General features: G+C 69.8%; 33 protein-coding genes. 15 read left to right on the top strand and 18 right to left on the bottom strand.

The genetic code is table 11. The features are described 5' to 3' along the window. Nucleotides 1-167 precede the first annotated feature (167 nt). Entirely contained in the window at nt 168-2,558 is a 2,391-nt protein-coding gene (locus tag FHU30_RS07340) for a HelD family protein (RefSeq protein ID WP_372503856.1), read from the top strand. 144 nt (nt 2,559-2,702) lie between these two features. Beyond that, nucleotides 2,703-4,154 carry an aldehyde dehydrogenase family protein gene (locus tag FHU30_RS07335; protein ID WP_253873289.1) on the top strand — a complete coding sequence of 484 codons (1,452 nt, stop codon included), beginning with the start codon at nt 2,703-2,705 and terminating at the stop codon, nt 4,152-4,154. A 45-nt stretch (nt 4,155-4,199) separates the two neighbouring features. On the opposite strand, the gene FHU30_RS07330 is transcribed toward FHU30_RS07335, so the two are convergent. Then, nucleotides 4,200-5,543 (bottom strand): tyrosine-type recombinase/integrase, encoded by a 1,344-nt coding sequence (locus tag FHU30_RS07330; protein ID WP_253873287.1) that lies wholly within the window; start codon nt 5,541-5,543, stop codon nt 4,200-4,202. Further along, nucleotides 5,543-6,190: a helix-turn-helix domain-containing protein gene (locus tag FHU30_RS07325; protein ID WP_253873285.1), complete on the bottom strand. Its 648-nt coding sequence runs from the start codon at nt 6,188-6,190 to the stop codon at nt 5,543-5,545. Before FHU30_RS07325 ends, FHU30_RS07330 begins: the two co-directional genes overlap by 1 nt. 96 nt (nt 6,191-6,286) lie before the next feature. Here FHU30_RS07325 and FHU30_RS07320 point away from each other — a divergent pair, with 96 nt between their 5' ends. The 9 genes from FHU30_RS07320 to FHU30_RS07280 all read left to right on the top strand — a co-directional run bounded on the left by FHU30_RS07320 (nt 6,287) and on the right by FHU30_RS07280 (nt 12,951). Further along, nucleotides 6,287-6,571, top strand: coding sequence for a helix-turn-helix transcriptional regulator (locus FHU30_RS07320; RefSeq protein WP_253873283.1), 285 nt, complete (start codon nt 6,287-6,289; stop codon nt 6,569-6,571). 305 nt (nt 6,572-6,876) lie between these two features. Next, nucleotides 6,877-9,051: an AAA family ATPase gene (locus tag FHU30_RS07315; RefSeq protein ID WP_253873281.1), complete on the top strand. Its 2,175-nt coding sequence runs from the start codon at nt 6,877-6,879 to the stop codon at nt 9,049-9,051. Beyond that, nucleotides 9,048-9,674: a hypothetical protein gene (locus FHU30_RS07310; RefSeq protein WP_253873279.1), complete on the top strand. Its 627-nt coding sequence runs from the start codon at nt 9,048-9,050 to the stop codon at nt 9,672-9,674. Before FHU30_RS07315 ends, FHU30_RS07310 begins: the two co-directional genes overlap by 4 nt. Continuing rightward, complete coding sequence (locus tag FHU30_RS07305; protein WP_253873277.1) at nt 9,661-10,005, top strand: hypothetical protein; 345 nt, start codon at nt 9,661-9,663, stop codon at nt 10,003-10,005. The genes FHU30_RS07310 and FHU30_RS07305 overlap by 14 nt, the downstream gene beginning before the upstream one ends. Before the next feature lie 58 nt (nt 10,006-10,063). Then, nucleotides 10,064-10,840 carry a hypothetical protein gene (locus FHU30_RS07300; protein ID WP_253873275.1) on the top strand — a complete coding sequence of 259 codons (777 nt, stop codon included), beginning with the start codon at nt 10,064-10,066 and terminating at the stop codon, nt 10,838-10,840. Between the two features lie 90 nt (nt 10,841-10,930). Beyond that, complete coding sequence (locus tag FHU30_RS07295) at nt 10,931-11,389, top strand: hypothetical protein (protein ID WP_253873273.1); 459 nt, start codon at nt 10,931-10,933, stop codon at nt 11,387-11,389. A gap of 77 nt (nt 11,390-11,466) precedes the next feature. After that, entirely contained in the window at nt 11,467-11,697 is a 231-nt protein-coding gene (locus FHU30_RS07290; protein WP_253873271.1) for a hypothetical protein, read from the top strand. After that, nucleotides 11,694-12,242 carry a helix-turn-helix domain-containing protein gene (locus tag FHU30_RS07285; protein ID WP_253873269.1) on the top strand — a complete coding sequence of 183 codons (549 nt, stop codon included), beginning with the start codon at nt 11,694-11,696 and terminating at the stop codon, nt 12,240-12,242. The genes FHU30_RS07290 and FHU30_RS07285 overlap by 4 nt, the downstream gene beginning before the upstream one ends. 4 nt (nt 12,243-12,246) lie before the next feature. Beyond that, on the top strand, nt 12,247-12,951 hold the full coding sequence (locus FHU30_RS07280; RefSeq protein WP_253873267.1) for a hypothetical protein: 705 nt from the start codon (nt 12,247-12,249) through the stop codon (nt 12,949-12,951). A 102-nt stretch (nt 12,952-13,053) separates the two neighbouring features. Here the strand turns inward: FHU30_RS07280 and FHU30_RS07275 are convergent, their stop codons facing one another. Genes FHU30_RS07275 through FHU30_RS07260 form a run of 4 tightly spaced genes read right to left on the bottom strand, consistent with a single transcriptional unit; the run spans nt 13,054 to nt 14,256 of the window. Beyond that, the gene (locus FHU30_RS07275) at nt 13,054-13,266 is read right to left on the bottom strand and encodes a hypothetical protein (RefSeq protein ID WP_253873265.1); all 213 of its coding nucleotides are present in this window, start codon (nt 13,264-13,266) and stop codon (nt 13,054-13,056) included. After that, a complete protein-coding gene (locus FHU30_RS07270; protein WP_253873263.1) occupies nt 13,263-13,490 on the bottom strand; it encodes a hypothetical protein in 228 nt (75 codons plus the stop codon). Before FHU30_RS07270 ends, FHU30_RS07275 begins: the two co-directional genes overlap by 4 nt. Then, nucleotides 13,487-13,696 carry a hypothetical protein gene (locus tag FHU30_RS07265; protein WP_253873261.1) on the bottom strand — a complete coding sequence of 70 codons (210 nt, stop codon included), beginning with the start codon at nt 13,694-13,696 and terminating at the stop codon, nt 13,487-13,489. Before FHU30_RS07265 ends, FHU30_RS07270 begins: the two co-directional genes overlap by 4 nt. Continuing rightward, the gene (locus FHU30_RS07260; protein WP_253873258.1) at nt 13,693-14,256 is read right to left on the bottom strand and encodes a hypothetical protein; all 564 of its coding nucleotides are present in this window, start codon (nt 14,254-14,256) and stop codon (nt 13,693-13,695) included. Before FHU30_RS07260 ends, FHU30_RS07265 begins: the two co-directional genes overlap by 4 nt. A 425-nt stretch (nt 14,257-14,681) precedes the next feature. Here FHU30_RS07260 and FHU30_RS07255 point away from each other — a divergent pair, with 425 nt between their 5' ends. Continuing rightward, entirely contained in the window at nt 14,682-15,419 is a 738-nt protein-coding gene (locus FHU30_RS07255) for a helix-turn-helix domain-containing protein (RefSeq protein ID WP_253873257.1), read from the top strand. Continuing rightward, nucleotides 15,409-15,900, top strand: a complete 492-nt coding sequence (locus tag FHU30_RS07250; protein WP_253873255.1) for an NUDIX hydrolase — start codon at nt 15,409-15,411, stop codon at nt 15,898-15,900. Before FHU30_RS07255 ends, FHU30_RS07250 begins: the two co-directional genes overlap by 11 nt. Before the next feature lie 164 nt (nt 15,901-16,064). On the opposite strand, the gene FHU30_RS07245 is transcribed toward FHU30_RS07250, so the two are convergent. From FHU30_RS07245 to FHU30_RS07210, 8 genes are all read right to left on the bottom strand, one after another. Then, a complete protein-coding gene (locus FHU30_RS07245; RefSeq protein ID WP_253873253.1) occupies nt 16,065-18,038 on the bottom strand; it encodes a hypothetical protein in 1,974 nt (657 codons plus the stop codon). A 2-nt stretch (nt 18,039-18,040) separates the two neighbouring features. Next, a complete protein-coding gene (locus FHU30_RS07240) occupies nt 18,041-18,397 on the bottom strand; it encodes a TraA-like protein (RefSeq protein WP_253873251.1) in 357 nt (118 codons plus the stop codon). Continuing rightward, complete coding sequence (locus FHU30_RS07235; RefSeq protein ID WP_253873249.1) at nt 18,394-18,660, bottom strand: hypothetical protein; 267 nt, start codon at nt 18,658-18,660, stop codon at nt 18,394-18,396. The genes FHU30_RS07240 and FHU30_RS07235 overlap by 4 nt, the downstream gene beginning before the upstream one ends. A gap of 141 nt (nt 18,661-18,801) precedes the next feature. Further along, nucleotides 18,802-19,572, bottom strand: coding sequence for a DUF2637 domain-containing protein (locus tag FHU30_RS07230; protein WP_253873247.1), 771 nt, complete (start codon nt 19,570-19,572; stop codon nt 18,802-18,804). Then, a complete protein-coding gene (locus FHU30_RS07225) occupies nt 19,569-20,099 on the bottom strand; it encodes a hypothetical protein (protein ID WP_253873245.1) in 531 nt (176 codons plus the stop codon). Before FHU30_RS07225 ends, FHU30_RS07230 begins: the two co-directional genes overlap by 4 nt. Before the next feature lie 73 nt (nt 20,100-20,172). After that, complete coding sequence (locus tag FHU30_RS07220; RefSeq protein ID WP_253873244.1) at nt 20,173-20,397, bottom strand: hypothetical protein; 225 nt, start codon at nt 20,395-20,397, stop codon at nt 20,173-20,175. Next, entirely contained in the window at nt 20,394-20,831 is a 438-nt protein-coding gene (locus FHU30_RS07215; RefSeq protein WP_253873241.1) for a DUF6907 domain-containing protein, read from the bottom strand. Before FHU30_RS07215 ends, FHU30_RS07220 begins: the two co-directional genes overlap by 4 nt. 81 nt (nt 20,832-20,912) lie before the next feature. Beyond that, nucleotides 20,913-21,323, bottom strand: a complete 411-nt coding sequence (locus FHU30_RS07210; RefSeq protein WP_253873239.1) for a DUF6011 domain-containing protein — start codon at nt 21,321-21,323, stop codon at nt 20,913-20,915. 111 nt (nt 21,324-21,434) lie between these two features. Between FHU30_RS07210 and FHU30_RS07205 the strand changes: the two genes are divergently transcribed. Continuing rightward, nucleotides 21,435-21,695, top strand: coding sequence for a hypothetical protein (locus FHU30_RS07205; protein ID WP_253873237.1), 261 nt, complete (start codon nt 21,435-21,437; stop codon nt 21,693-21,695). A 182-nt stretch (nt 21,696-21,877) separates the two neighbouring features. Here the strand turns inward: FHU30_RS07205 and FHU30_RS07200 are convergent, their stop codons facing one another. Both FHU30_RS07200 and FHU30_RS07195 read right to left on the bottom strand, forming a co-directional pair. Continuing rightward, nucleotides 21,878-22,171 (bottom strand): ATP-binding cassette domain-containing protein, encoded by a 294-nt coding sequence (locus FHU30_RS07200; protein WP_253873235.1) that lies wholly within the window; start codon nt 22,169-22,171, stop codon nt 21,878-21,880. Between the two features lie 97 nt (nt 22,172-22,268). Further along, nucleotides 22,269-22,820 carry a TetR/AcrR family transcriptional regulator gene (locus tag FHU30_RS07195; RefSeq protein ID WP_253873232.1) on the bottom strand — a complete coding sequence of 184 codons (552 nt, stop codon included), beginning with the start codon at nt 22,818-22,820 and terminating at the stop codon, nt 22,269-22,271. 100 nt (nt 22,821-22,920) lie between these two features. Between FHU30_RS07195 and FHU30_RS07190 the strand changes: the two genes are divergently transcribed. Further along, nucleotides 22,921-24,288, top strand: coding sequence for an aldehyde dehydrogenase family protein (locus FHU30_RS07190; RefSeq protein WP_253873230.1), 1,368 nt, complete (start codon nt 22,921-22,923; stop codon nt 24,286-24,288). 137 nt (nt 24,289-24,425) lie between these two features. Here FHU30_RS07190 and FHU30_RS07185 read toward each other — a convergent pair whose 3' ends face one another. Then, nucleotides 24,426-24,908 carry a tetratricopeptide repeat protein gene (locus FHU30_RS07185; RefSeq protein ID WP_253873227.1) on the bottom strand — a complete coding sequence of 161 codons (483 nt, stop codon included), beginning with the start codon at nt 24,906-24,908 and terminating at the stop codon, nt 24,426-24,428. A gap of 108 nt (nt 24,909-25,016) precedes the next feature. Further along, entirely contained in the window at nt 25,017-25,724 is a 708-nt protein-coding gene (locus FHU30_RS07180) for a FadR/GntR family transcriptional regulator (RefSeq protein WP_253873224.1), read from the bottom strand. Between the last annotated feature and the right edge of the window lie 146 nt (nt 25,725-25,870).

The following is a 25,870-nucleotide window of genomic DNA, read 5'->3' as shown; positions in this document are numbered from 1 at the left end:
AATCAGGTCGGCGATGGCGGTCGCGCAGAGGCCAGGAGCAGAGGGGGCGGCGAGCGGAAGGGAGTGCCGGGATCGGGAGCGGTAGTGGCGGGGAAGTCGGGGCGAGCATGAGCACAGCGGACGATCAGTACGGAACGGCGGAGAACGGCGTGAGCGACAAGGCGGGCATGAACGACCAGGACACGTCGGCAGGGGACGAGGCCGTCCGGCGGGCGCTCCAGGAGGAGGGCGCGCGGGTCGGCCACATGTACGCGCGGCTCGACGCGGAGCGCGAGGGCGCGGAGCGGGCGCTGCGGCACGGGCCGCTCGGCGGGGGCGGCGCCGGCCTCCAGGCGCAGCTGGAGAAGTCGGTCGCGACGGACGAGGCCGCTCGGACGCTGTCCCGGCTGCTCGGGGTCGAGCACGGGCTGTGTTTCGGACGGATCGACCACCGTCCCGACAGGCCGGGCGAACCGTCCGACACGTTCTACATCGGACGCATCGGATTGCGCGACGAGGACCGCGAGCCGCTGCTGATCGACTGGCGGGCCGCCGCGGCGCGCCCGTTCTACACCGCCACGCCGTCCTCCCCCGGCACGCTCGCGCGCCGCCGCCACCTGCACACGCGGCGCCGCGAGGTGGTCCGGGTGGACGACGAGGTGTTCGACCTGGACGGCCTCGGCGAGGACGCGCGCCGCTCGGTCGTCGGCGAGGCGGCGCTGCTCGCCACGCTCCGCCGCGGCCGGACGGGCCGGATGAGCGACGTCGTGTCGACCATCCAGCAGGAGCAGGACGAGGTGATCCGGTCGGGGCTGCACGGCGTCCTGGTCGTGCAGGGCGGGCCGGGCACGGGCAAGACCGTCGCGGCGCTGCACCGCGCCGCCTACCTCCTCTACACCCACCGCGACGTGCTGGAACGCCGCGGAATCCTGATCGTCGGGCCGAACCCGACGTTCCTGCGCTACATCGAGCAGGTGCTGCCCGGGCTCGGCGAGACCGACGTCGTGCTCACAACGGTCGGATCGCTCTACCCCGGAGTGCACGCGACGATTCACGACACCCCGGACGTCGCGGTCATCAAGGGCGACCATCGCATGGCGGACCTGATCGAGGCGGCCGTCCACGACCGCGAGCGCGCGCCGGACGAGGGCCTGTCCGTCCCGCTCGACGACCTGACCCTCCAGGTGGACGCGGCGGCCTGCGCCCAGGCGAAGCGGACGGCGCAGGCGCTGCGCGCGCCGCACAACGTCCAGCGGCGGGTGTTCGTCCACGAGATGCTGGAGGCGCTCGCGATCGACCGCGCCGAGCAGTACGAGCGGATGATCGAGGAGCCGCTGGAGGCCCTGGTCGCCGACAGCGGCGGCGTCCCCGCCTGGCTGAAGCAGCTGAACGAGGAGGCCGAGGAGACCCCGCTCCTGGACGAAGCGGACATGAAGCTCGCCAAGGCGGAGCTGTGGCAGCTCCCGCCCGTCCGCAAGGCGATCGACGCCCTGTGGCCGGAGCTCACGCCGGAGACCCTGCTCACGGAGCTGTTCGCCGACCTGGACGGCCTCACCCGGCTGGGCCGGAAGGTCGGTTTCACCCCCACCGAATCCGCCCTCCTGCACCGCGAGCCGGGGGCGTCCGCTTGGACGGTCGAGGACGTTCCGCTTCTCGACGATGCGGCCGAGTGGCTCGGCCAGGACGACCCCGCCGAGCGCGCCCGCCAGCGCGCCGCCGCTGCGGCCCGCGCCGAGGAGGAGCGGTACGCGGCCGAGGTGATCCAGATGACCGAGGGCTGGTGGACGTCCCTGATGGACGCCTCCGACATCGCCGACCGCCACCACGACGGCGGCCCGCACCGGACGACCGCCGACCGCGCCGCCGCCGACCGCCAGTGGGCGTACGGGCACGTCATCGTGGACGAGGCGCAGGAGCTGTCCGAAATGGCGTGGCGGGCGGTCATGCGGCGCGTCCCGACCCGGTCGATGACGGTCGTCGGCGACACCGCGCAGACCGGCAGCCCGGCGGGCGCGCGCGGCTGGGGCGACATGCTCGACCGGTACGTCCCGGGGCGGTGGCGCGAGCAGCGCCTCATGGTCAACTACCGGACACCGGCCGCCATCATGGACGTCGCGGCGGACGTCCTCGCGTCGGTCGACCCGTCGCAGACGCCGCCGGCGCCCGTCCGCGACGACGGTCCGCCGCCCCAGGCCGTCCGCCTGCCGCTCCCCGACCTGGGCACCCTTCCCGAACTCGTCGCCGAGGAGTTCGCGGCGATCGCGACGGGCCGCGACGGCGAGGGGCGGCTCGCGGTGATCTCGTCGCTGGCGCACCACGCCGGGGTGCGCGCCGTCCTCCCGGACGCGCTGGCCGGCGCGACGCCCGAGGCCCTGGACGCGCCGGTCGTCGTCCTCACGGCCGAGGAGTCCAAGGGCCTGGAGTTCGACGCGGTGATCGTGGTCGACCCGGCGGGCATCACCACCGAGCGCCCGCGCGGCGGCCACGACCTCTACGTCGCCGTCACCCGCGCGACGCGCCGCCTGACGGTCGTCCACGACGCCGACCTCCCGCAGAGCCTCGCCCGACTCCACGAGTAGCCCGCCGACCGCCCCGCGCACGCCCCGCCCCGCCCCGCCCCGCACACGCCACGCCCCGCCCCGGCCTCCGGGGCGGGGTGGGGTTTCCTCCGGGGGTCGCCCAAGCGTACGCTTGTTTGCTGAGCGAATCTGGAGGGACGGCGCATGGTGGACGGTTTGCGGGAGTACCAGAACCTGGTCGGCGGGGAGCTGCGGGCGGCGGCGGGCGGCGGGACGCTCGACAGCGTGGATCCGGCGACCGGGGAGGTCTGGGCCCGGATCCCCCGGAGCGGTCCGGAGGACGCGGACGCCGCGGTGGCCGCCGCGCGCGCCGCGTTCCCGAAATGGTCCGGGATGCCCGCCGCCGGACGCGCCCACTACCTGCGCAAGGTCGCCGGGGTGTTCGCCAAGCACGCCCAGGAGCTGGCCGAGCTGGAGACGCGGGACAACGGCCGGACGATCAACGAGACGGCCAAGCGCGACCTCCCCGGCATGACGTACCTGTGGACGAACGCCGCCGCCGAGTGCGCCGCCGCCGTGGAGGGGCGCTCGGTCGACTTCGGCCCCGGAAGCCTAGGCCTGACCCGCCGCGAACCGTACGGGGTGACGCTCGGGATCATCCCGTGGAACTCCCCCATCTCGACGTTCTCCGCGAAGGCGGCGTTCGCGCTCGCGGCCGGGAACACGGTGATCATCAAGCCCGCCGAGCAGGCCACGGTGTCGTCGCTGCGGCTGGCCGAGCTACTCAAGGACGTCCTGCCCGCCGGCGTGCTGAACGTGGTGTCCGGGCTGGGCGAGGAGGTCGGCGACCCGCTCGTCCGGCACCGCGGCGTCAACAAGATCAGCCTCACCGGCTCGGTCGGGACCGCGCGGCTCATCACCAAGGCGTCGGCCGACGCGCTGAAGCCGCTCGCGCTCGAACTCGGCGGCAAGTCGCCCAACATCGTGTTCGCGGACGCCGACCTGGACAAGGCCGCCGCCGGCGTCACCACCCAGGCGATCTTCACCGCCAACGCGGGCCAGATCTGCTACGGCGGCTCGCGCATCCTCGTCCAGCGCCCGGTCCACGACGAGATGCTGCGGCGGATGAAGGAGATCGCCGCGACGATCAGGCTCGGCGACCCGATGTCGGCCGGGACGTCCATGGGGCCGATCGTGTCGCGCGAGCAGTTCGAGCGCGTCACGTCCTACCTGGAGATCGGGCAGAAAGAGGGCGCTGAGCTGGTCTTCGGCGGCCGCTCCGGCGCCGAGGCCGTCGGCGACGAGCGGCTCGCGAACGGCTACTGGGTCGAGCCCACGCTGTTCGCGACCGAGGACAACGGCCTGCGCATCTGCCAGGAGGAGATCTTCGGCCCGGTCGCCGTCGTCCTCCCCTTCGACACCGAGGACGAGGCCGTGGCCATCGCGAACGACTCGTCCTACGGCCTCGCCGCCGGCGTCTGGACGCGCGACCTCGGCACCGCGCAGCGCATGTTCCGCCGCCTCGAAACCGGAACCGTCTGGGTCAACACCTTCCGCAAGGTCATGTTCCCGCTGGAAGGCGTCAAGGACAGCGGCTACGGGCACGACTCCGTCCTCGCCTACACCCGCGAGAAGGCCTGCTTGATTGAGACATAAGGCCACATGCTTCGTCTACCAGGGGAAACGTCCGATTGGCGATCATCACCGGACCGCCTGTTCTGCCACTGTTCCGCCAGACAAACGATCTTGGACGGCGCGCAGCGGGAACAGGCTCCGGCTGATCGCCTTTCGGGCCGACTCGAACGTCTCCTCTGTCACGTGACCGTAAACGCCGAGCGTGACCGGCGCCCCCTTCTTGGAGTGCCCCATGAACTCCATGACGCCAGCGAGCGAGACTCCGGCGTCCAGCAGCGCCGTCGAGAAGTAGTGGCGAAGGTTGTGCATCCCGTTCGCGCGCCTCGACACATAGCGAGGCGTACCACCGCGGGGACCACGGTCGGGCTTGGCGATGACCCCGGCCTCGGCTAGTGCCGGCTTCCACACGACGTCGTTGTACGAGGACGTCTGGAGGCATTTGCCGTTAGTCCTCCTGCTCTTGCCGTGCCAGACGAACAGCACCCGGGCAGCGTGCTCGTCCTCGGCAAGGGTGCCGTTCTCCTGCATCCAGGGCAGGGAAACGGAGACTGGCGGATATGCCTCTATGTGCGCCTTGACCTCGCGGGCGACGCCATCAGCGAGCGGCACGATGCGCTCTTTGCCGCCTTTGGGAAGCTTGAAGACGATCTCTGTGCCGATCCGGATGACCTGGCGCCGGACGTACAGCCTGCCGTTCTCAAAGTCGAAGTCCTCCTCTGCAACGGCGAACGCCTCACCTTGGCGCAGGCCGCACCCGGCGGCGATGATCGGCGCTGCTCGATAAGGCGCGGGATGCGCATCGACGACGGACCAGATGAGGGGCACGTCCCACGGGTCGCGCTCTGCCGGCTCCTTGCGGGGCTTGGGAACGATCGGCGAGCCCACCGGGTTGTCCTTGCGCATCTTGTCCGCGACAGCCAGGGAGAAGACCCCCATGAGCACCATGTGCGCCATCTCCTGAGTGGACAGCCCGAGGGTCTTCTCCAACCCACGGAGCCATTCCAGAATCTCGGAGGGCTTGACCGAGGCGATGCTCCGTCGTCCGAACGTCGGCTCGATATGCAGCCGGTAGACGCTTTCGTAGCGGCGCCCGCTGTTCGCGCCCACGGCTTGCAGACGGAGCCACTTGCGAGCGACCGCGTCGAGCAGCTCCCGACCAGCCTTGGGGTCGATGTACTCGCCTCGCTCGATGTCCTCCTCCATCTTGCGGGCGTACTTCTCGGCATCTGGCTGGATGCGGAACGCCCTGGTCTTCTCCTTGCCGTCCGGTCCGATCCACACGGCGAGCCACCGTTTGGCCTTTGGGTTGCCGCCGTTGTCCTTGTGCCGGGCCGTCTTCTTCTTGATCGTCTTCTCGGGGTCGTTGGGGTCCTTGACCTCGGAGTGCCAGAGGTCTTTCACACGTGCCATCAGTCGCTCCACTTGGGCTGGATGGGCACTTCGTCGGGGTGCTTGAGCCAGCCCTTTTCCCGCATGACTGCAACCCAGTCGTCAGGAGTAGGCGGAGGGGTGATGCCCATCGAAATCATCACTTCCAGGACATCGGCGAGCGCCAGCAAGGCCGCCTCGTTCTCGCCCTTGGCCACCGCTTCAAAACGCTCCATCCAGATCCGGTACAGGCGGAGCGGGTGTGCGGCCTGCCGCCACATACGCCGACGTTCTGCACTGACTACGCCAGCTTCATCCACTTTTGGGATCATTTGGTCGCTTTCGCCGGACAGCCAGGTCGCCAACCCCCATGCGGACGTCTTCATCTTCGGAGTGATCTCCAGCCATGTCCGCTCCTCGCCGGCCTGATCGGGCGGGAGGAGCAGCAGCGCGGGAGGGACGTCCAGGGCAACGGCGAGGATGAGTAGTTCGTCGACGCTTACATCTCGCCGGCGCTTCCCCTCTTCGTCCGGCCTGCCGGATTCGATGTTGACCAGCATGGCGGCCGAGAGGCCCGCCCCCAGCTCAGCACACCTCGCCGCGAGTTCGTCACGGGTCAGGTCGCGCAGCTTCCGAAGTTCCTTGATCCGGTCGCCGATCAGGTCGCTGGCCCTCTTCGAATTTGTCACGCGGATAAACGTAGCATCCGCTTGCACAGCGACGCCAGGCCATGCCAGACTGTGCCCCGATCATCCATTTGTCATACGGATAATCAGGAGCGCACGATGCGCAAGAATAGTTCTGTTGGGCCACTGACGGCCGATGCGCTGTCCGTCGAGCGTCCGCAGCGATCGGCCAGGCCGAAGAAGCACTCGCCTTCCGCGGAACAGCACCTCACCCCGGAAGCCCTAGCCGAGCGGGTCGGTGTTCCGCTGGAGACCGTCTACCGCTGGAACAGCAGGGGTGGCGGCCCACGGCGCATGAAGCTCGGCCGCCACGTCCGGTACAGGCTCGCGGACGTAATCGCCTGGGAAGACGCGAACTACATCACCGACAACGACGCGGCTTGATGATGCGCGTCCTCCAGCGCATACAGCAGAACGGCCCGCAGGTCACCGCCCCACGAGCCGCTCAAACGCTCTGGTCGCCGCCACAGCGACCTACCAGTCCCAACGCCAAAGGACGATTCGATGGTAACCGAGCCGCCGGACACCCGCGAGGGCACTAAGCGCCTCCCGGCTGCGCACGCCTCCGTCTACGCCCCCGCTGGACGTCGGACGATGTGGTGGATTGCCTTCCGCTGCCCGCATTGCGGAGCTGGGCACTTCGGCCGCGCCCGCGACCAAGGCGCCGCGCAAGGAGTACGGCGAGCAGGATGCGGACGCCTGGTCTGGGTCATCCCGGCGCGCACGTATGGCTCGGCGGCGCGTTGATGAGCGACCCCCTACACGACAAGCTGCTTCCACTCCTGGAACAGGTCCGGCGAGTCGGCAAGGGCTACACGGCGCTGTGTCCAGCGCATGAAGATCACGACCCGTCCTTGAGCATCGAGCCTGGACGCGACCAACCGATCCTCTTGAAATGCCAATCCCAACAATGCCCGGCCGAGGACATCGTCGCCGCGGTCGGTCTCACCATGGCCGATCTTTGCGCCCCACGCGAGGAGACGAAGCAGCGTCCCGCCGCTGTCGCCGAGTACCCGTACCACGATGAGTCCGGCGTCCTGTTGTACAAGGTCAAGCGCTGGGAACCGGGCTGGGAAGGCAAGTCCAAGTCCTTCGCGCAGTACCGGCCGGACGGCACGCGTGGGATCCAGGGCATCCGACGCGTGCTGTACCGCCTGCCTGACCTCCTTGCCGCCGTCCAGGCCGGGCGACGCGTGTGGGTGGTGGAGGGCGAGAAGGACGTCGACCGCCTCGTCCGCATGGGCGAGGTCGCCACCTGTAACAGTGGTGGGACAGGCAGTCCGTGGCCTCAGCCGTTCGCTGAATGGTTCCGCGGCGCCGACGTGGTGATCGTTGCCGACAACGACGACGCCGGCGTCAAACACGCGGAGCGCACGGCGGAGCTGCTGGGGCCCGTCACCAAGAGCCTGGTCGTCATGCGGCCAGCGGTCGACCACCCCAAGGCCGATATCTCCGACCACCTCAACGCCGGCCACGCCTTGGACGAGCTGCGGCCCCTGAACGCATCCGGCGAGGTCGCACGCGATGCCAAGCAGGCGGACGGTGTGGCGGAGGAGCCGACGCCGACGCGGCGGGTGAAGTCGCAGCCGCTCCGGCAGATCAAGCGCCGCCGCCGCAAATACCTCTGGGATCAGCGCCTTCCGCTCGGCGAGCTGACGCTCTGGGTCGGTCATGCGGGCATCGGAAAGTCGCAGGGCGCGGTGTGGCTTGCCGCTCAGGTCTCGCGCGGCCAGCTGGACGGAGAGCTGAAGGGCTCACCGGCTCCCGTCCTGTACCTCGGCACTGAGGACTCATGGGAGTACACCCTGGCTCCGCGGTTCGACGCGGCCGATGCCGACCCCGACATGGTGTACCGGCTCTACGTTGAGACGAGTCCCGAACACGAAGACGTCGTCACCCTGGCCGTCGACCTCGAGACCTTGCGCGAGGAGATCGTGACGACAGGTGCTCGGCTGGTCGTCCTCGATGCGCTGCTCTCGACGTTCGGGGGCGCCAAGCTCACCGAACAGGGTGTCGTCCGCCGGAACCTCGAACCGCTCGCGCGCCTCGCGCAGGAACTCGGTATCGCGATCGTCGGGGTAGCGCACTTCCGCAAGTCCAGCGACTCCAACCCGCTCCACATGATCTCGGGATCGTCGGAGTTCGGGCAGGTCGTTCGTTCCGCAATCGGGTTCGCGGAGGATCGGGAGTCTGAGGACGGATCGTGCATCCTCTCGCTGATCAAGACCAACATCGCGGCTCGTAACCTGCCGAGCCTGCGGTACCGCGTTGAGCCGTACAGCGTCCAGACCTCCGAGGGTCCTTCCGACGTGGGCCGGTTCGTGCTGCTGGGCGAGACCGACCAGAGCATCAACGACGTCCTCAACCGGGAGCACACCTCGGCGGAGGAACGCAGCGAAGTCGAGGAAGCGACCGAGTGGCTCAAGGAATTCCTCCTTGAGAAACGTGGAGAAGTGGCGCGCTCAGAGGTGATGAAGCAGGCCAAGAAGGAGGGCTTCTCCGAGGCCACGGTAAAGCGTGCTAAGGCGAAGGCGAAGGTAGCCCACAAGAGCTTGGGATTTCCCAAAACGTCGTTTTGGATACACCCGGAGTTCGTCACCGATGGTGACATCCCAGTCGGCTCACGTGGCGGTGAGCTGACTGGAGGTGAGCTGACTGAGCCAACTGGAACTACCAGCGGAAACACCGTCGATGACTCTCAGTCGGCTCAGGGGCGTGTGCGTGAGCCGACTGGAGTCGCCTCCGATGACCACCCCAAGGGCGCCGCTACGCAGGGTGAGCTAGGTGGGGCGCAGACCTGTAGCGGATGTGGATGGTCGCAAAACTCCCACGCCCATGCAGCCAATTGCGGTGACGCCGCATGAGCGACGAAATCGAGGCCGATATGCGAACGGCCGTTGAGGAGCGTCTCGCTGAACGCATCACCCGAGCCCAGCAGACCCGCGACCGGCGCCATGAGCGCCTCGCCGAACTCGCCGAGCGACGACGTCACGGCCTCGCCGCACGACACAAGAACAAGCTCGCTCGACTTCAACCCACCGAAGCCGACGCGGCCAGCAGGAAGTACGTCTACGGCGTCGACAGCAACCGCGGCGAGGACGGGGAGGGCTACCTCCTGCCGCCGCGCGTGGTGCGGTTCCCGGTCACGAAGGTCACGGCCAAGCGCATCTACTACGTCCGTGAGGTCGTCGGGCATTCCCGCCGCCCGGTCATCGGCTATGTGCCCCGCGGGCCGCTGGAGCGGGATGGGGAGGTGCGGCCTTCTAGCCGCGGCTGGTGGGAACCGGACGCCACGGTGTACGCCGAGCCGCCCCAGCTCGGCCAGCCGATCGACGCCACTGCCGAGGTGAAGCGCCTCCGCGACGAGATGGCCAACGCCCACCCCGACCGAGGCGGCACCAACGAGGCGTTCATCGCCGCCCGCACCCGCTACGAGACAGCCCTCAACCGGATCAACAACAGGAAGGACACCCATGTCCACCCGTAAACCCGTCCCCGGAGCCGAAGACCTGTTCCCTCACGTCGCCCTGCTCGATGACCCCGGCAACGAGATGCACGGCGAGATGGTCATCGGCCTGCGCGCCATGGCCCTGCTCATCGCCCCGTCGATCGAGGAGTTCGCCGAGCGCTGGGAGCAGTACGCCGACACCCGCACCGACGACGGGACCGTCGTGTCGCTGAACCTGCCGGCCGAGTGGCAGAAGGGCGCCCGCCGCCGCTCCTCCGAACTCCGCGCCCGCTACGGCTCGCCGGACATGGTCGGCGTCCTGCGGGGCCTGCACCGCGACTACGGCGTCCTGCCCACCGGCACCCGTTGACGACCACCACCAAGGCCGGGCCCGCTGGTACCGGGCCCGGCCCCAACCGGAGGATCCCATGACCACCACCACCGACCACGCCGAGCACATCGCCGCCATGCGCGACGCCGCCGCGCAGCTGTGGCACAACGACGACGACAACGAGCCCCTCGCCGTCCTCGACGCCATCATCGACTTCGCAGAGGAACGCGGCCTGTACCTTGCCGCCGGCGACATCGACCTTTGGGGGTTCGGCCGAGTACGCCCGATGTACCGCACCACCGACAACACCTACTGGATCCGCCTCCCCGATCTGGTCGAGCCGACCGGCCTGTCCTACCGGGAGCTGCTGGCGGTGTTCGAGGACGAGTACGCCGAGCAGCCCCCGGACGATCCCGAACTCCTGCGGTTCGTCGGCGCCTCCGGGACCGTCATTCCGCTGGCCGACGACGCCTGGGTCATGCGGGTCTTCGCCACCCATTCCCCCTGGGCGCCGGAGTTCAGCAAAAACATGTCGCAGGTGTTCCGGCATGCGATGGTCGCCAGCGGCCTAGCCGATCGAATCGGCGGATCATCAACAGGAGTGATGGCGATTACGACGCTGCGGACCGTCGAAGGCGACGATCTGACCGTCACGCTGCCGGTGGAGTCGCTCAGCGCGGACGGTGTCCCGATGGTGCGTTCACCGTTCGACGATGCGGCCCCCGGCGAGCTGCTCCCGGTCACGGCCCTGACCGACAAGTGGACGCTGGAGCAGCCACACGAGGCGGCACATGAAATGTTCGCGCCGTCCACAACCCCCGCCCAGGCCGCCGCACAGGCGTGCCGCGGCCCGGTCGTCGACACCGAGAACTGACCCCCATGCAATCAACCGAAGGTGAGGAACCCCATGCGACGGAACTGTGCAGGCAGGAAGAAGAACGGCGAGCCCTGCGAGGGGCCGGCGGTGAACGGCTCGGACAAATGCCGAATGCACCTCGGGAGAAAGACCGCGGGGGTGAAGCTGGCCTATCAGGCGGAGCAGGCCCTTGCCCGCCTCGATGCGCCGCCCGTCGAGAACGCCCTTGAGGAACTCAAGGCCCTGGGGGGTGAGGCCAAAGCGTGGAAGGACGCGATGGCCGAACGCGTCAACGAACTCACCTCGATCCGGTACTCGACGGACGGCGGTGAGCAGCTCCGCGCCGAGATCGCCCTGTTCGAACGGGCGATGGACAGGTGCGAGAAGATCCTCACTTCGATCGCGCGCCTGAACATCGACGAGCGGCTCGCCGCCATCGAGGAGGCGAAGGTCGCCGCGCTGATCGCGCTGATCGACTACGCGGTCGAGCCGTTGCCGGAGGCCGAGCGGGCGGTTGCGTCGTCGCGGATCCGCGCCAAGCTCGTCGAGATCTCGGGTGCGGCGTGAGGTGGCGTGCGGCGTGGGCTGCCCTGCGGGGACGTCCCGCCGCGCCGACGCCCCATGCCCCGGCCGGTGTGCCTGCGATGGGGACCGCGGTCGCACTCGTGGTGGAGGCGTCCCGGCCTGGTGGCGGCGACCATGCGATCCTGAACGACTTGCTTGCGGACGTGTCGCCGGTTGACCTGCCCGTGGTGACGGCGTCGGTGGTGGTGTTGGCGAGCACACTGGGCGGCGAGTGGGCGGTGCATGACGCTGAGGGGCCGCGCGAAGTGCTGGCGGCAATCGGCCTGGCGACGGCGCGGAAGTCGCTGTGAGCGAGCACCAGGACGAGGCGGAATCCCCGAAGGCGCGGCCCCCGCTTCCCCCGGTGATTCTGTCGCCGCTGCGTGATCGGGACTATCCGGGCTGGATTACGCAGGACGGCGCGCGCATATTTCGAGCGGCCTTGGACGTGTCGGTGAAAGGCGCGGCGATGCGGCAGGGCGGCGCGCCTATTGCGGGGAACGAGGTGTTCGTCAGGGCGTACACCGTTCTGAAGCTCATCGAGCAGGGGCCGCCACCGGAGCCGCGTCAAGTCTTCCGCGCCACCTTGCGGGGTTCCGCTGGGGGTTCCGCTGTCGCGGTGGACGAGGTGCGCGGGGCAGAGTCGGGGCCGGTGGTCCCGGGAGGACTCAGCACCCGCGCCGCCGCCGAACAGCTCGGCATTTCGGATCGGATGGTCCGGCGTGCATGCGTCCACGGCTGGATTACGGCGGTGCGGGTGCGGGGTCGCTGGGAGATCCCCGAGCCCGAAATCCGGGCGTACAGGAAGCGACGGGAGGCGAGGGAAGATGAGCGACAGGCCGCGGCGTCCGGGTGAGGACGTGATCGACTGGGCGGTCCGAACGGGCCGCATCATGGCGTCCCGACGAGACTTCTACCGTAAGGAAATCAAGGCCGGGCGGGTGACCGAGGTCGATGTCGAGGATCTCGCGTCGGTGCTCGATCCGTCCGAGCCGGACGGCCAGGTCGAGGCGTCGCCTGGGAGGCATGCCGCGTCGGCTCGTAACGCCCACGTGGTGTCGGCGTTCGCGGGTGACCCGGCCGGCGAACTCCTCGCTGAGGCCACCCGCGGCGATCACGCGTACCGGGATGCGTCGAGGGTGTCGGCGCCGCCGGAGCTGTTCCCTGGGAGCGGTGTGCTGCCCCTGGCGACCGCGTCCGGTCTGGACCCGCGGGTGATGTCGGGAGCGCCGTGGTGGACGCGGCCCGCTATCGCTGAGGCGGAGACGCTGCCGGAGGCTCTGGAGCTTCTCCAGGACGCTTCGAGCGCGGAGGGCATCGCGGCGCACACCCTCGATGGCCGGTTCGCCGAAGCGAGAGGACTGAGGGACTTCTACGCTCGCGTTGAGCGTTGGGCGGTGGCTGGCGGTGCGGCGGCCGGAGAACGCGCGCGAGATGCTGCCGTGGCGGCTCGCAGGGCGATTGCTGCCGCCGCGAAGCCGGTCGAGGAACGCGCGGCGGACGAGCTGTACGACGAGATTTTCGGTTCGGCGGACCGCCGACGCGCCGAGCTGCGCGCGTTCTGACGAAAAAGGCCGAGGGCCGTCCCGATCCCCCTCCCAGGTATCGGAACGGCCCCCGTTGGACCGCGACCCGAGGCGCACGCCGTCAGCCCCGGGCCGCGGGGCCTATCGGAACTCGGTGTAGGCGACGAACAGCGCCGCCGCATGTTTCGCGGTCGGCTCGTCAAGGTCGCATGGGTAGTAGCGATGCCGGGTCCGGCCGTCCGGGAGCGTGATCTCCCAGTAGCCCGTTCGGAACGGGTTGGGCCGGCACCGCAGCCGCTCGCGGCCGTCGTCGCTGGTGAGGACGTAGAACCCGTCGGCGTCTTCGAACTTCACCGGACCTCACCACCCAGCAGCATCGCCGCGACCTGCCGCGCCGCGTCCCGCTCGGACTTCGGCGCCCCGAACGGGAATCGGAACTCCCGCACCCGAGGCGATCCGACCTCACGCCCGAACCAGGAGGCCGGGTCCTCCCCCGGACTCACCCACGCTCGCGGCATGTCACCGGTGTGGACCACGTAGATGCCGCCGCGGTCGCGGAGCAGCTTGTACGCCGTCACGACCACATCGCCCGGTGCGGGAGGTGCTCGCGGATCAGCCGCGCGAGGCCGACCGCATCGGGCGCCTCGACCAGGTGGCCACCGAGCAGCGCCCACCACGTCCCGGTGAACTGCCCACGCCACGACATAACGGCCGGGTACTCGCGGTGCAGCGCGTCGAGCAGTTCTCCGGTATCGCCGTCGAGCCGCCCCGGTACCGCGGTCACGACCGGGCCGCCGTCCCGGCGAGAAGCCGCCGGATCTCGGTCACGGCGTCCTGCACGTGATCGGCCTCGGCGAGAGCACGGCCCCACGCGTCGAAAAACCAAAGCTGTCCCGCGTCGACCAGGCGCGGACGACACACGATCCGGACCTGCTTCCCGCGGTCGTCGGGGTTGGTGACCAGCACGCTCACGTCCGACGCCTCGACCCCGACGCGGAGCCCACGCAGGATGCACGCCAGCTCGGTCAGCCGCTCAGCCGCGACCCGGCCGAGGGGAGACTGCGCGGGCGGGGGACAGTCGGCGGCGACCTCGGCGTCCCAGACGGCCGTCCGGACGAGCATCCACCGCAGGCCGACCGCATCGGCAGCGTTCAGCGTGCGGACGCCGCCTACACCGAGGTCCCAGGCGGTTGTCTGCTTGCGTTGCGCGTTCCAGCGGAGCGACGGAAGGCCGGTGGCGACCTGCACGTGCCAGCCGGCGAAGTCGCGTTCGAGGGCCCGAAGGTCGGACTGTTCCGCTGCGGTGAGTCCCGCTTCGCCTGGGTTGCTCGTACGATCGTTCACGGGTCGGACCTCCAGTGTCCGATCAAGGCCCCGGGCTCCGCTGTTCGCGCAGCGGCCGGGGCCGTCTTGTCGTCGGGGGCGTGCCGGTCGTGGCCTGCGGGGAACGGGTCGGGGGTCACGGCCGGCACGTGTGAGCGGGACGGCAGGGGTGGGAACCGTCGTCGCTCTCGACCGCGTGGCCGTCCGTCCGTCTCCCGGCGTACGGACGGCCGCGCGGCGTCCGGCGGACACGACGTCCCTCCGGTGCAAGAGTCGCCGCGTCCACGTCCGACCACCCGCGGCCTGCTATCGGCAGGCCGTCTCTGTGGCACACGACACACGATGCGCCCGAGGCATAACCCACGGCGACGACACCACAAGACATCTACCGACATCTATCGGCCAAGCGCGTGCCGCGAGATGTCCGGAGATGACACCCTCACGGCATGAACGAGCGCCTACGCCGGGCCATGTTCCGCGCCGGCCTCGACGTCGAGGGACTTGCCCAAGCCGTCGAGGTATCCACCAAAAGCGTCGAGCGCTGGCTGCACAGCGACATGGTTCCCTACCCCCGAACCCGCTACCGCGTCGCCGCCGCCCTCGGTGAGGACGAGAGCTACCTGTGGCCCGCCTCCGTCGACAAGGCCAGCCTCACCGGCGCGGAGCTGGTGACCACTTGGCCTCGGCGTGCCGACGTCCCGCGCGAGTTGTGGACAGATCTTCTTCGCGGCGCGGAGAGGAATGTGGACTACATCGCTTTCGCTGGGCTGTTCCTGGCCGAGGAGATCCCCGACTGGATTCCGATGCTGCGCGCCAAGGCCGAGGCAGGCGCCCGCGTGAGGATGATGTTCGGCGACCCGGACGGGCGGCAGCTCGCGTCCCGTGATGCCGAGAACGAGATCGGCGGCGGGGTCGGCGGCCGGGTCGCCGCGGTCCTGTCGTACTACCGGCCGTTCACCGACCTGTTCGACATCCGGCTCCACGACACCCCGCTGTACGCGTCGATCTACCGGTTCGACGACGAGATGATCGTCAACATTCACGTGTACGGCATCCTCGCCGCCTACACCCCGACCATGCGGATTCGCCGGGTGGACGGGGCGTACTTCCAGACCTTCCTGGAAAGCTACGAGAAGATCTGGGCGAGCGCGCGACCGCTGGAGGCGAACGGGAATGGCGGGTAGAACGCAGCGGATCGACCACTGGAAGGACCCGGACGCGCCGAAGCCGACCTCGCGGAAGCCCTCGGCGTCCGCGCTGGTGCGCGACTCCGAGGGGCGGATTCTGCTGCTGCGGCGTCCGGATAACGGGCTGTGGACGATCCCGACCGGCGGCCTGAAGCGGGGCGAGACGGTCCGCGAATGCGCCGTCCGGGAATGCCGGGAGGAGACCGGCGTCGAGATCGAGACGGGCGAGCTGGTCGGCGTGTTCACGACCCCGGACCACGTGATCGAGTACGTGAAGGGCGGCCGGGTCGATGAGGTCCGGCAGCCGGTGAACGTGTGCCTGCACGCGCGGCCGGTCGGCGGGGAGCTGACGACGACGGACGAGGCGGACGAGGTGCGGTGGGTCGAGCCGGACGAGCTGGACGGGTATGCGATCCATCCGGCGCTGCGCCGCCGCATCGACCACGGCCTGTCGACCGGTCTTCCGCACGTGGACTGACGCTTCCGCGGAACGTGTGCACTTGGGCGGGGGCTGGGGGCGGGATACACAGGTCAGCGGAGGTGCACATGCGCGTGTGCACCCCCGTGTGCACCCGTGGTGTGCACCCCTTGTGCAGCATGATCAACTCGCGTGTGCGCGTCACCCACGCGCAGCCGTGCGCGCTAGGCCGACACGAGATCGGGGCGCCGCAATAGCGTGTGCCGCTGCGTCTCATCGTCGTACCCGATCACTCCGTCCTCGTCGCGAAGCTGGGTGAGTTGGCGTTGCGCCCACTGCCGGTACTTCCCGGCCGCTGTCCAGATCGGCGCCAGGTCCGCCGTGGTGAAGTCCGTGCGTCCCTCGTCGATCCACGCCGCCAACTGCGACAGGATCGCGGTACGCGCCTCGGCGTCGCTGAGCCGCTGCTCGGGCCGGGCGAACTCGTAGTCCTTATCGTCGGGGTCGTCCTGGATCGGGTCGTCGATGTCGCCGTGGACGTCGGGGTCGGGGTCCTCGGTCGGGACGGTCGGGGTCCAGTCGTCGCTGTCGATGTCGTCGGGGTCCTGGTCGTCGTCGCTACTGCTCATGGTCATGGTCGTACCCTGCCCGGCCACGATCGCCGCAGTGAACTCGTCCAGGGTCTTGGACTCCGCTGGCCACTGCGCGGCGTAGGCGCGCATGGCCTCGACGTCGGGGGTGATGCCGTCCGCCTTCAGCCACGCGAAGGTACGCATCGGCATCGCGATCCGGGCCCGGTCGATGCCGGGCGCGTCCAGGTAGGCCATGCCGGGCTGGGAGGAACCCCACAGCTCGGGACGGGCTCCGGCTTCCTCCTGCGCCTCCGACAGGCCGAAGGTGGCGTCTCCGCTGTCCTCGACGCCGAAGCACAGCTTGGCGAGCTGCCCACGCGCGATCGTGGGCATCTGCGTCCAGTCCGACCGCTGCAGACTCAACACGATGGTGCCGCCGGCGGACCGGATCGCCTTGAGCAGCTTCAGGAACGTCTCGACACCCTTGTCGCCGAGCGCGTCGAAGATGTCAGGGACCTCCTCGAACCATCCGATCTGGTAGGTCAGGCCGCATCCGGGCTTCCAGTTCGCCAGGTCCCGCGACGACAGGTAGTCGGTGCGGGGCTTGAGCTGGGCGGCCATATCGGCGACCAGCGACCGCACCCCGGCCTTGGTGGTCTCGAACCGGTGCAGCGCCGGACGCAGCGGCCCGAGGGTCTGCTCGCCCTTGGTGATGTCGGCTGCCAGGACCGCGACATCGCACCGGCTGATGATCTCGGCGAGGTAGTCCCACGCCGCGCCGATCGACTTGCCCGAACCGGTCTTGCCCATCACCTGGACGTGGTGGCCGATGATGACGTGGGTGACGTCGTCGCCGTCCTGCCACGCCCCCGGCCGGAGCGGCTCGGCGATGGAGGCGCCCGGCCGGGACGGGCCCGGCCACGGGATCGGCGCGCGCATCAGGCGCGGGTCGGACAGGGTGACGTGCGCCAGGTCGGCGCGGTCGAGGTTCTGCGCGACGTTGATGGTGCCGGGCGGCAGCCCCATCGCGCTTTCGATGTGCTCGGTCTTCTTCTGGATGTCGGCGACGACCTTCTCCCCGGCCGGGAGCGCCATCGCGGCCTCGATCTTGCGTTCCCCGGCCTTCACCGTCGCCATCCGGGCGCCGTCCAGGTTGGCCTTGTCCTTGTTCTGGTCGAACAGGAACGCCAACGAGTCGACGACGCCGGGGGCGCCCTGCCGGGACCGGATCACGGTCCGGATGTTCCACGCCGCCGCGGTGACCAGGCCGCCGACGATCCAGAACCACAAGATGACGGGCTGGGTGAACCCGGCGACCGAGCACACCGTGACCCACATCGCCACCACAGCCGTGGTCGTGGTCGCCGAGCCGCGGCCGAGGATGCCCCGCTCGTGGGCGACCAGCCATGTCACCCCGGTCAGCAGCACCGTCCCGAGCGTGAGCCCGATCGCCGACCAGGCCGCGGCCGTGCCGTGCCCGAACAGCGCGTGCAGGCCGGTCCCGATGGCGCCGATGACGGGCCACAGGACCCACGGCGGTGCGAGCGTCATCACCTTGGACGCCTGCGCGGCCTTGACCCGCTCCCAGGAAGAGTCCTCCGCAAGGGTGATCTGCTTGCTCGCCATGGTCAGTCGTCCTTGAAGTTGAACTTGGGCTTGCTCTTGGGCGGGTTGAGGACGTCGGCGAACTCCTTGCGGAACTGGGCGTGGAACCGCACCATCTCCGCGCCAGCGGCCTTGGTGTGCTCGGATGCGCGCTTGAGGCGCTTCTGCACACGCCGGGCGCGGATCCGCACATCGACGCCGAGCAGCATCGGATTGCCCTTCTGTGAGGCGACCAGCGCCGCATAGACCTCGTCCGCGGCCATGTCGAACTCGATCGTCAGGTCCCGGCAGAGCTTGCGTCCGGCCTGGGAGTAGGCGGTGATGGACTTGGCGCCGGTGAACGGAATCTCAGACAGCTCGGGGATGCGGTCCTTGCTCACCGGTCCTCCTCCTCGTCGATGACGTCGCCCTCGCGGGCACCGTGATAGCCGAGCCGGTAGGTGTCGGCGACGCGCCGTCCGAGCCTGCGCGCCCCTCCCGGAGGAATGCCGAGCCACGCCGACAGCAGCGCGCCAGGGGCCGTCAGCACCGGCCGGGCGACCGCGGCGACGACCAGGACCAGGCCGCGCAGCACGGCCCGCAGACGTGCCCACAGCGACGGGTCCGGGCTGACCGGCCGCGGCGGGGTGTGGGAGACCGTCATGGGCGGCGCCTCCAAAGATCGTCGCTCCAGGTACGGCGTACTCGCGCCGTACTTGCAGGTGGGGTCATGATGGGGACTCCTCTCAAGGGAGGACCGGGCCCCAGGTACGCCCTGGAAAGCTCGCCTGGGGCCCGGCCACATTTACCGAGGTGAGTACGCGAGTACGCGCATGTACTCGCGTACTCGCCGGGCCCGGTCCTGGCCGATGTTCAGACCGTCCTTGACGGCCCGGTAGGTGGGCACCCGGCCTGCGTCCAGGTCCTCGCGGAACAGCTCGAGCGCCCGCTCGACGACGTCTCCGGGCACACCGGGTACGGGCGAGTCGGGGACGGGTACGTCGTCGTCCTCGTCTTCGTCCTGCTCGCCAGCAGGCAGCTCGGGGAGTGGCCACCAGGGCAGCGCGGACGCCTGCTGGACGGGCTCGGGTACGGGTACGGCGTCGGCCCACACCACCGGTTCGGTGTCGGGCTCGAGGGCCGCTGAGCGGGTGACGAGGCGGTGCAGGGTCCGCAGCAGGACCAGCAGGCCGAGCATGGACGCGACCGGCGGCACGGCGGCCGTGGCCTGGTCGGAGAACGCGTCCCGGACGGCGCCGACGTTGAACACCAGAGACACGCCCCACCCGGCCGAGGCGATCCCCAGCGGCAGCGCGACATCGGCCCACGCGAGCCGGTCGCCCTTGAGCCGCACGCCCTCCAGGGCGAGCGCGAACAGGCCCAGCTCACCCACGGCGACGAACAGATCGACCAGCAGCGGGAAGCTCTCGGCCTTCCAGCCGGCCAAGTGGTGCTCGACCGCCCAGCGGTACAGGCCCGCGTACGACTGGGCGAAGCCATCACCGGTCGCGACCAGGACGACCACGGCCATCAGGACAACGGTGGCGCGGTGCGCGAGGAATGTGGGGCGGGTCATCGGGTCACCTGCCACGGCTGAATGCGGACACGCGCGGACGCCCCGAGCAGGGCCGCGCCGAGGCGGCCCCGGACGAGCAGTCCCGTCGCCAACGCTTCGAGCGGCGTCAGCGTCTCCCAGCAGTGGCGGACGGTCTCTCCGTACTCGTTCCACTCCTCGGCCTCGATGACGATCTCGGGCCGGACGTCGCCGCGCGCGGTAATGCCGATCTCGAACCAGCGGGGCGCGGGACCGTCCCAGTCGTCGATCCTGGCCCAATGCCGACCCGCGCATGTGATCAGTTCGCACCATGCGGGGCATTGGCCGATGCGGTCGTTCGCGCGGTGCGTCATGCGAGAAGCGGCCGGCGTCGGGATGCAGGTCTCGCACGCGAACACCTGGTCACCATGGGACGAGACGCCCACGGGCACGTGCGGGATGTCGGAGATGTAGTAGTCGGTCCTGCAGAGCACGCAGGCGGTGCCGGTGGACTGTGCGACCGACAGCATCACGGGATCGAAGTCGATGCAGGGCTTAAAGTGCTCCATGGGCTGGGCCTCCTTGGGGCCTGGTCAAGGCCCCCGCCGGGCGGTGAGGTCGCCACGGCGGGGGCCGCCTTGTTCAGGTGCGGATCGGCTCGGGCAGGCGCGCCGCGGCGGCCTGGCAGTCGCCGCGCTCGGTGATCGGCAGCGCCAGCTCGAAGAACTCGTCCTCGTCGATCACTTCGTGCAGGACCGCGTCGACGAGCCGGACGAACATCAGCGCGGCGTCGCTGCCGTGGGCGGTCCGGATGCGGATGAAGTCCTTGAGGGTCAGCGCGAACGCCTCCCTGCTCTCGGCGTTCATCGCGCCGCCGCCGCGTGCGCGGCCGCGACCATGTCCAGCAGGTGCCGCGCCGCCTTCTCCGCCTCGCTGATCGTGACGTGAACGCCCTTGTTCGTGCCGTTGAAACCGATCCAGATCCGCGGCTCGACCTCCCGGTAGTGCTGCACGAGGTTCATGTTGAGCTCGGGCCTCTCGGTCGCGATGTCGCGATCGTCGCTGATCGCGCTGGAGAAGGCGGTGAGGACCAGGTTGAAGGCGAACCCGCCGTGGTTCCTGTCGTCGTAGTGCGTGTCCTCGTCGTGCTCGTCGCCGTACCCGCACCAGGCGGGGCAGCCGTAGGGCAGCCACGCCGGAAGCGGGTAGTCGACCTGCGGGAGGCTCGTCACCGTGGCCGTGCCGGACGGCGCGGTGGTGACCGGGACCGTCTCAGCCTCGATCGTCGTAGTGCTGGTCATCGGATCGGCCCTCCTTGGGTGTCGGATCAGGGCCCGGCCAGCGGGGGAATCGCTGAGCCGGGCCCGCTTCGTTGGCGGGGGTCAGGCGGCGAGCAGCAGGGCGAAGTGGTCGAGGATCGACGCGGCGACCAGGTGGTTGCAGCGGCCGAGACGAGCCCCGGCCTTGCAGGTGCAGGAGCGCTCGATGGTGTCGACGAGGTAGGTGGACACGCCGTCCGAGCCGCTGGCGAGGTACTGCCCGGCGTGCCGGGTGCGGACGATCGCGCCGTCCTCGATGAGCTGCTCGGCCTTGGCCAGCACCGGCGCCGCGTCCTTGAACTCCGACACGTCGACCGCAGCGGTCGCGGTGACGAGCGCGAGACGCTCGGCGTCCTGACGGACCTTGCGGCGCCAACACACATCGCCGAAGCCGCGGGCGACGGACTTGGAGGCGCGGAGGGTGGCGTAGCAGCCGCGGCAGGTCGCCGTCTTGGTGGTGTGCCGCTTCGCCATGTCCCGACTCCCTCGCTCCTCTAACTGTGTACGTACACGGTAACTCGTAACCTTGTACGTACACAACCCCCGTGGGAAGATTCCTTGTACTGACACGAGGGAGAGGCAACCGTGAGCGACGACCACACCCGCGTACGGCAAGTACGCGTGCCCGATGGGATCTGGGCCGCCTACGGCCGCGTCTGCAGCAAGCTCGGCGTGAATCGGGCCGGAGACCTTGTGGACCACATGCGCGCACGCATCCGCGAACACGGAAGCGAGGAAGACATTGCCGACCTGGATCGAGCGGAGGAGGAACTCGCCGAGCGGCGATCCCGCAAGGGCGGCCGGCCACCGAAAGGACGAGCCGAGGGGCAGGCTGACGACGGCTGAGCCTAGTTCCGGCCCTGTTCCGTCCGAGGCTGGTTGACAGCACCAAATGTTGCCAACCAATGGCATGTGAAGTCGCAGGTCAGAGCCTGTTTTCCAGGCATTGCGGCAGGTCACCGCAATATTGCCGCGAGAAGGCCTGCCTCATCGAGACCTGACGCACGAAATCACGCGGGCCGACCGGGTCACACGAGGGCGACCATGTCGGCGTAGTCGGGGCTCCAGAGGTCCTCGGCCGCGTCCGGGAGGACGAGGACGCGGTCGGGGCGGAGGGCCTCGACCGCTGCCGGGTCGTGCGTGACCATGACGATCGCGCCCCGGTACTCGGCGACGGCGCGCAGCACCTCCGCGCGGGACGCCGCGCCGAGGTGGTTGGTCGGCTCGTCCAGAAGCAGGACTCCGGCCTCGCCGAAAAGCACCCGCACCACCTCGACGCGGCGGCGCTGACCAGCGGACAGCGTGCCGAGCGGCTGCGCCATCAACCGGTCGTCCAGGGCCCTCGCTTCGCCGGACACCATCCGGTTTTCGGCCGCGCGCAGGGCCCGGACGGCCTCGTCCGAGGTCGGCAGGTGGGGGTCAGGCGAGGCCGTCGAGGACGGCGGAGACGACGCGTCCCGCGAAGTCCGGAGGCACGGTCTCGCCGCGGAAGGCGGCCCGGACCCAGACGGCGCCTGCCAGCAGATCCATGAGCAGCTTGGTGTCGGTGCCGGCGGGGAGTTCGCCGCGTTCGACGGCGCGATCGACCACGGCTTGCTCGCGGGAGAGCCGGTCGGCGAAAAAGGTGTGGAAGCGCGCGGCCAGCTCGGGGTTGGTCACGGCGGCGGCCAGCGCCGCTCGGGCCGCGCCGCCCTCCGTCTCGCCGGTGACGAGCCGGATGAGGCCGTCCGCCAGGGCGGTCAGGTCGCCGCGCAGGGTGCCGGTGTCCGGCATCGGGAGGTCGAGGAGCGGCGCGTCCACGAGGGCGGCTCCGATCAGCGCCGGTTTGGACGGCCACCAGCGGTAGATCGTGGTCTTGTTCACCCCGGCGCGCTCGGCCACGCCCTCGATCGTCATCGCGTCGAACCCGTATCGGGCCAGGTCACGCAGGGCCGCATCGAAGATCTCGCGCTGCCGCCGGGGTCCGCTCATGGACACATGATAGTGCAACGCGACGTTGCGGTGCACTTTTCCGCGCGCTAGGGTTCGAGCGAAATGCAACGCGGCGTTGCATTTCGGGAGGGGTTCGCTGATGGAGCTCACATCGGTGGTCGGACGGTTGCGACACGGCTTCGGCGCCGGACGGACGAAGCCCGCGCGCTGGCGGCGGACGCAGTTGCAGGCGTTGCGGACACTTCTGGTCGAGGGCGAGCAGGAGCTCGCGGCGGCGCTGCGGACCGACCTTGGCAAGGGGACGGTCGAGAGCTACGCCTCTGAGCTGGGATTCGTCATCAACGAGGTCGACTTCGCATTGAAGCACCTGGACCGCTGGATGCGGCCGGAGCGCGTCCACGTGCCCCGGTCGCTGCTGCCGGCGCGCGCCCGGACCGTCCCAGAACCGCTGGGCGTGGTGCTGGTGATCAGCCCCTGGAACTACCCGGTGATGCTGGCGCTGGCGCCGATGGTGGGCGCGATCGCGGCAGGGAACTGCGTGGTGCTCAAGCCGAGCGAACTGGCCCCGGCGACGTCGGCGGCGCTCGCCCGGCTCGTCCCGCGCTACCTGGACGAGCAGGCCATCGCCGTGGTGGAGGGCGGGGTGGACGAGACGTCCGCGCTGCTAGAGCAGCGGTTCGACCACATCTTCTACACAGGGAACGGACGCGTCGGACGAATCGTCATGCAGGCCGCCGTCCGACACCTCACGCCCGTGACGCTGGAACTGGGCGGGAAGAGCCCGGCCATCGTGGAACAAGGCGTCGACCTGGCCGCAACGGCGCGGCGCCTGGTGTGGGGCAAGTTCTTCAACGCGGGCCAGAGCTGCACCGCGCCCGACTACGTCCTCGCCATCGGATCAGCCCGCGAACTCGAACGGCATCTCGCCGACGCGATCCGCGCGATGTACGGGGACGACCCGTCCCGCAGCCCCGATTACGGACGCATCGTCAACGAGCGCCACTTCGACCGGCTGACCGCGCTGCTCGACAGCGGACGCGTGGTCATCGGCGGCGAGCACGACCGGAATGCCCGGTACATCGCCCCGACCGTCCTCGCCGACGTCCCCGCGGACTCGCCGGTGATGAGCGAAGAGATCTTCGGCCCGATCCTCCCCGTACTGGACGTCCCGGACCTGGACACCGCGCTCGCCTTCATCAACGAACGGGACAAGCCACTCGCGCTGTACGCCTTCACCGCCGACCCGCGGACGAGACGGCGCGTCCTGGCCGAGACGTCCTCGGGCGCGGTCGGTTTCGGCCTGCCGAACGCCCACCTGACCGTCCCCGGCCTCCCGTTCGGCGGCGTCGGCGAAAGCGGAACCGGCCGCTACCACGGCCCCCACTCCTTCGAAACGTTCAGCCACACGAAGGCCGTCCTCGACAAACCCCTGACCCCCGACACCCTGCGCGCCGCCTACCCCCCAATCACCCCCCTCAAGCAACGCCTGATCAGAGCCTTCACCTAACCCCCGGCCCCTCCCCCGAACCGCCGCTCCCCCACCGCAAAACGCACCCACCCCGCCGACGCAAAGCGCGCCGCTACCCCCATCCGCTGACGCGACGCGCGAGCACCGCGAAAGTGGCGAGAACGCGGGCGAGTTCGTCACCCCTCGCGGAGGATGCGGGCGTAGTTGGCCATCGAACGGTTGTAGCGGGTGAGGTGCGGGGCGAGCGCGCCGAGGGCGTGGCCGACGGCCTCGCGTTCGCGGCCGGCGTCGGTGAGGGCCAGTGCCAAGGTCGCCGAGACGGCGTCGTCCAGGTCGTCGCTGGCGGCGGCCATCTCGGCTTCAAGGAGCGTCACGGCCTCGGCGGCGCGGCCCAGGTTGCGCAGGGTGCTGGCGTACTGGATGGTCGCGGGACGGCGCAGCTCGTCCGGAAGTCCTGCGGCGAACGCCCGCTCGTAGAACTCGGCCGCAGCTACCTCATCGCCGGTGGAGTCGTGCGCTCCACCAAGCTCATAAAGAGCGACGGCATCATCGTCAAGACGCTCCGCAGCAAGTTCCTCCATCTTCGCGACGAAGTCGGCAGCGGAGTAGTCGTCAAAGGCGGCCCAGAGCGCAGCGACCCGATCTTCCCAAGCGGACATCACCCCAGCATCTCATCAGCTCACGCCCGCCTTATCCCCACATCCACCGAGCCGGCGGTGCGCCCGACCGCGCCCAACGTCTATACGCGGCCATCCGTCCGCAGCCGGTCATCCGTCTGCGGCGAGGTGGGAGACGGTGCGGCGGAGTTCTGCGGCGATCACCTCGCCCGCGGCGACGGCGTCTTGGTCGCGGATGGCGTCCACAAGGGCGGCGTGCGCTTCGCGTCCGTGGTCGGCGTCGGCGGACCGCGCGTCGATCAGGCGGACGAGGTCGAGCAGCCCCTCCCGGAGGACGGGGGCGAACTGGTCGAACAGGTCGGTCAGGAGGGGGTTGTGCGCCGCCTGGACGGCGGCGCGATGCAAGGCGATGTCGCTGTCCACGAACTCCTCATCGGGCGCGGACGCGGCGGCGGTGTTCCGGGCTTCGAGGGCCTGGTCGAGCTCGGCGAGGTCGTCGTCGGTGCGGCGCTCGGCGGCGAGTTCGGCGGCACGGATCTCGATCATCATGCGGATCTCATAGACGTCGGCGACGGACGCGCGGCGGAGGCGCGTCGTCCAGTCCTCGTCGGGTTCGGTGGCGATGACGAACACGCCCGCGCCTTGGCGCGCGCGCACGAGGCCCGCGCCGGCGAGCGCCCGGATCGCCTCGCGGACGGTCGAGCGGCCGACGCCCAGCTCCTTGGCGAGGGTCGTCTCGCCGGGGATTTTCGCGCCGACCTGCCACTGGCCGCTGGTGATCTGTTCGCGCAGGTGAGCGGCCGCCTGCTCGACGAGCGGGCTGGGACGGAGCGGGCCGAGCGACATCGGTGGGTCCACCTGTCAGGTTGTCTGAGGAGCTGAGGTGTGGTTAGCCTACCGGCATGTTCTCGCGGACGCCGCTTCTCCTCGGCCGCCGCGGCGGGGTCTGACCGAGACCGGCCCCCCGCCGCGGGGTCCGTCGTCGCGCCGGTCCGTCCGAAGAG

It is taken from the genome of Actinomadura rupiterrae, from assembly GCF_024172125.1.
Taxonomy (GTDB): Bacteria; Actinomycetota; Actinomycetes; order Streptosporangiales; family Streptosporangiaceae; genus Spirillospora; species Spirillospora rupiterrae.
This window is presented reverse-complemented; position numbering and strand designations above follow the sequence as displayed.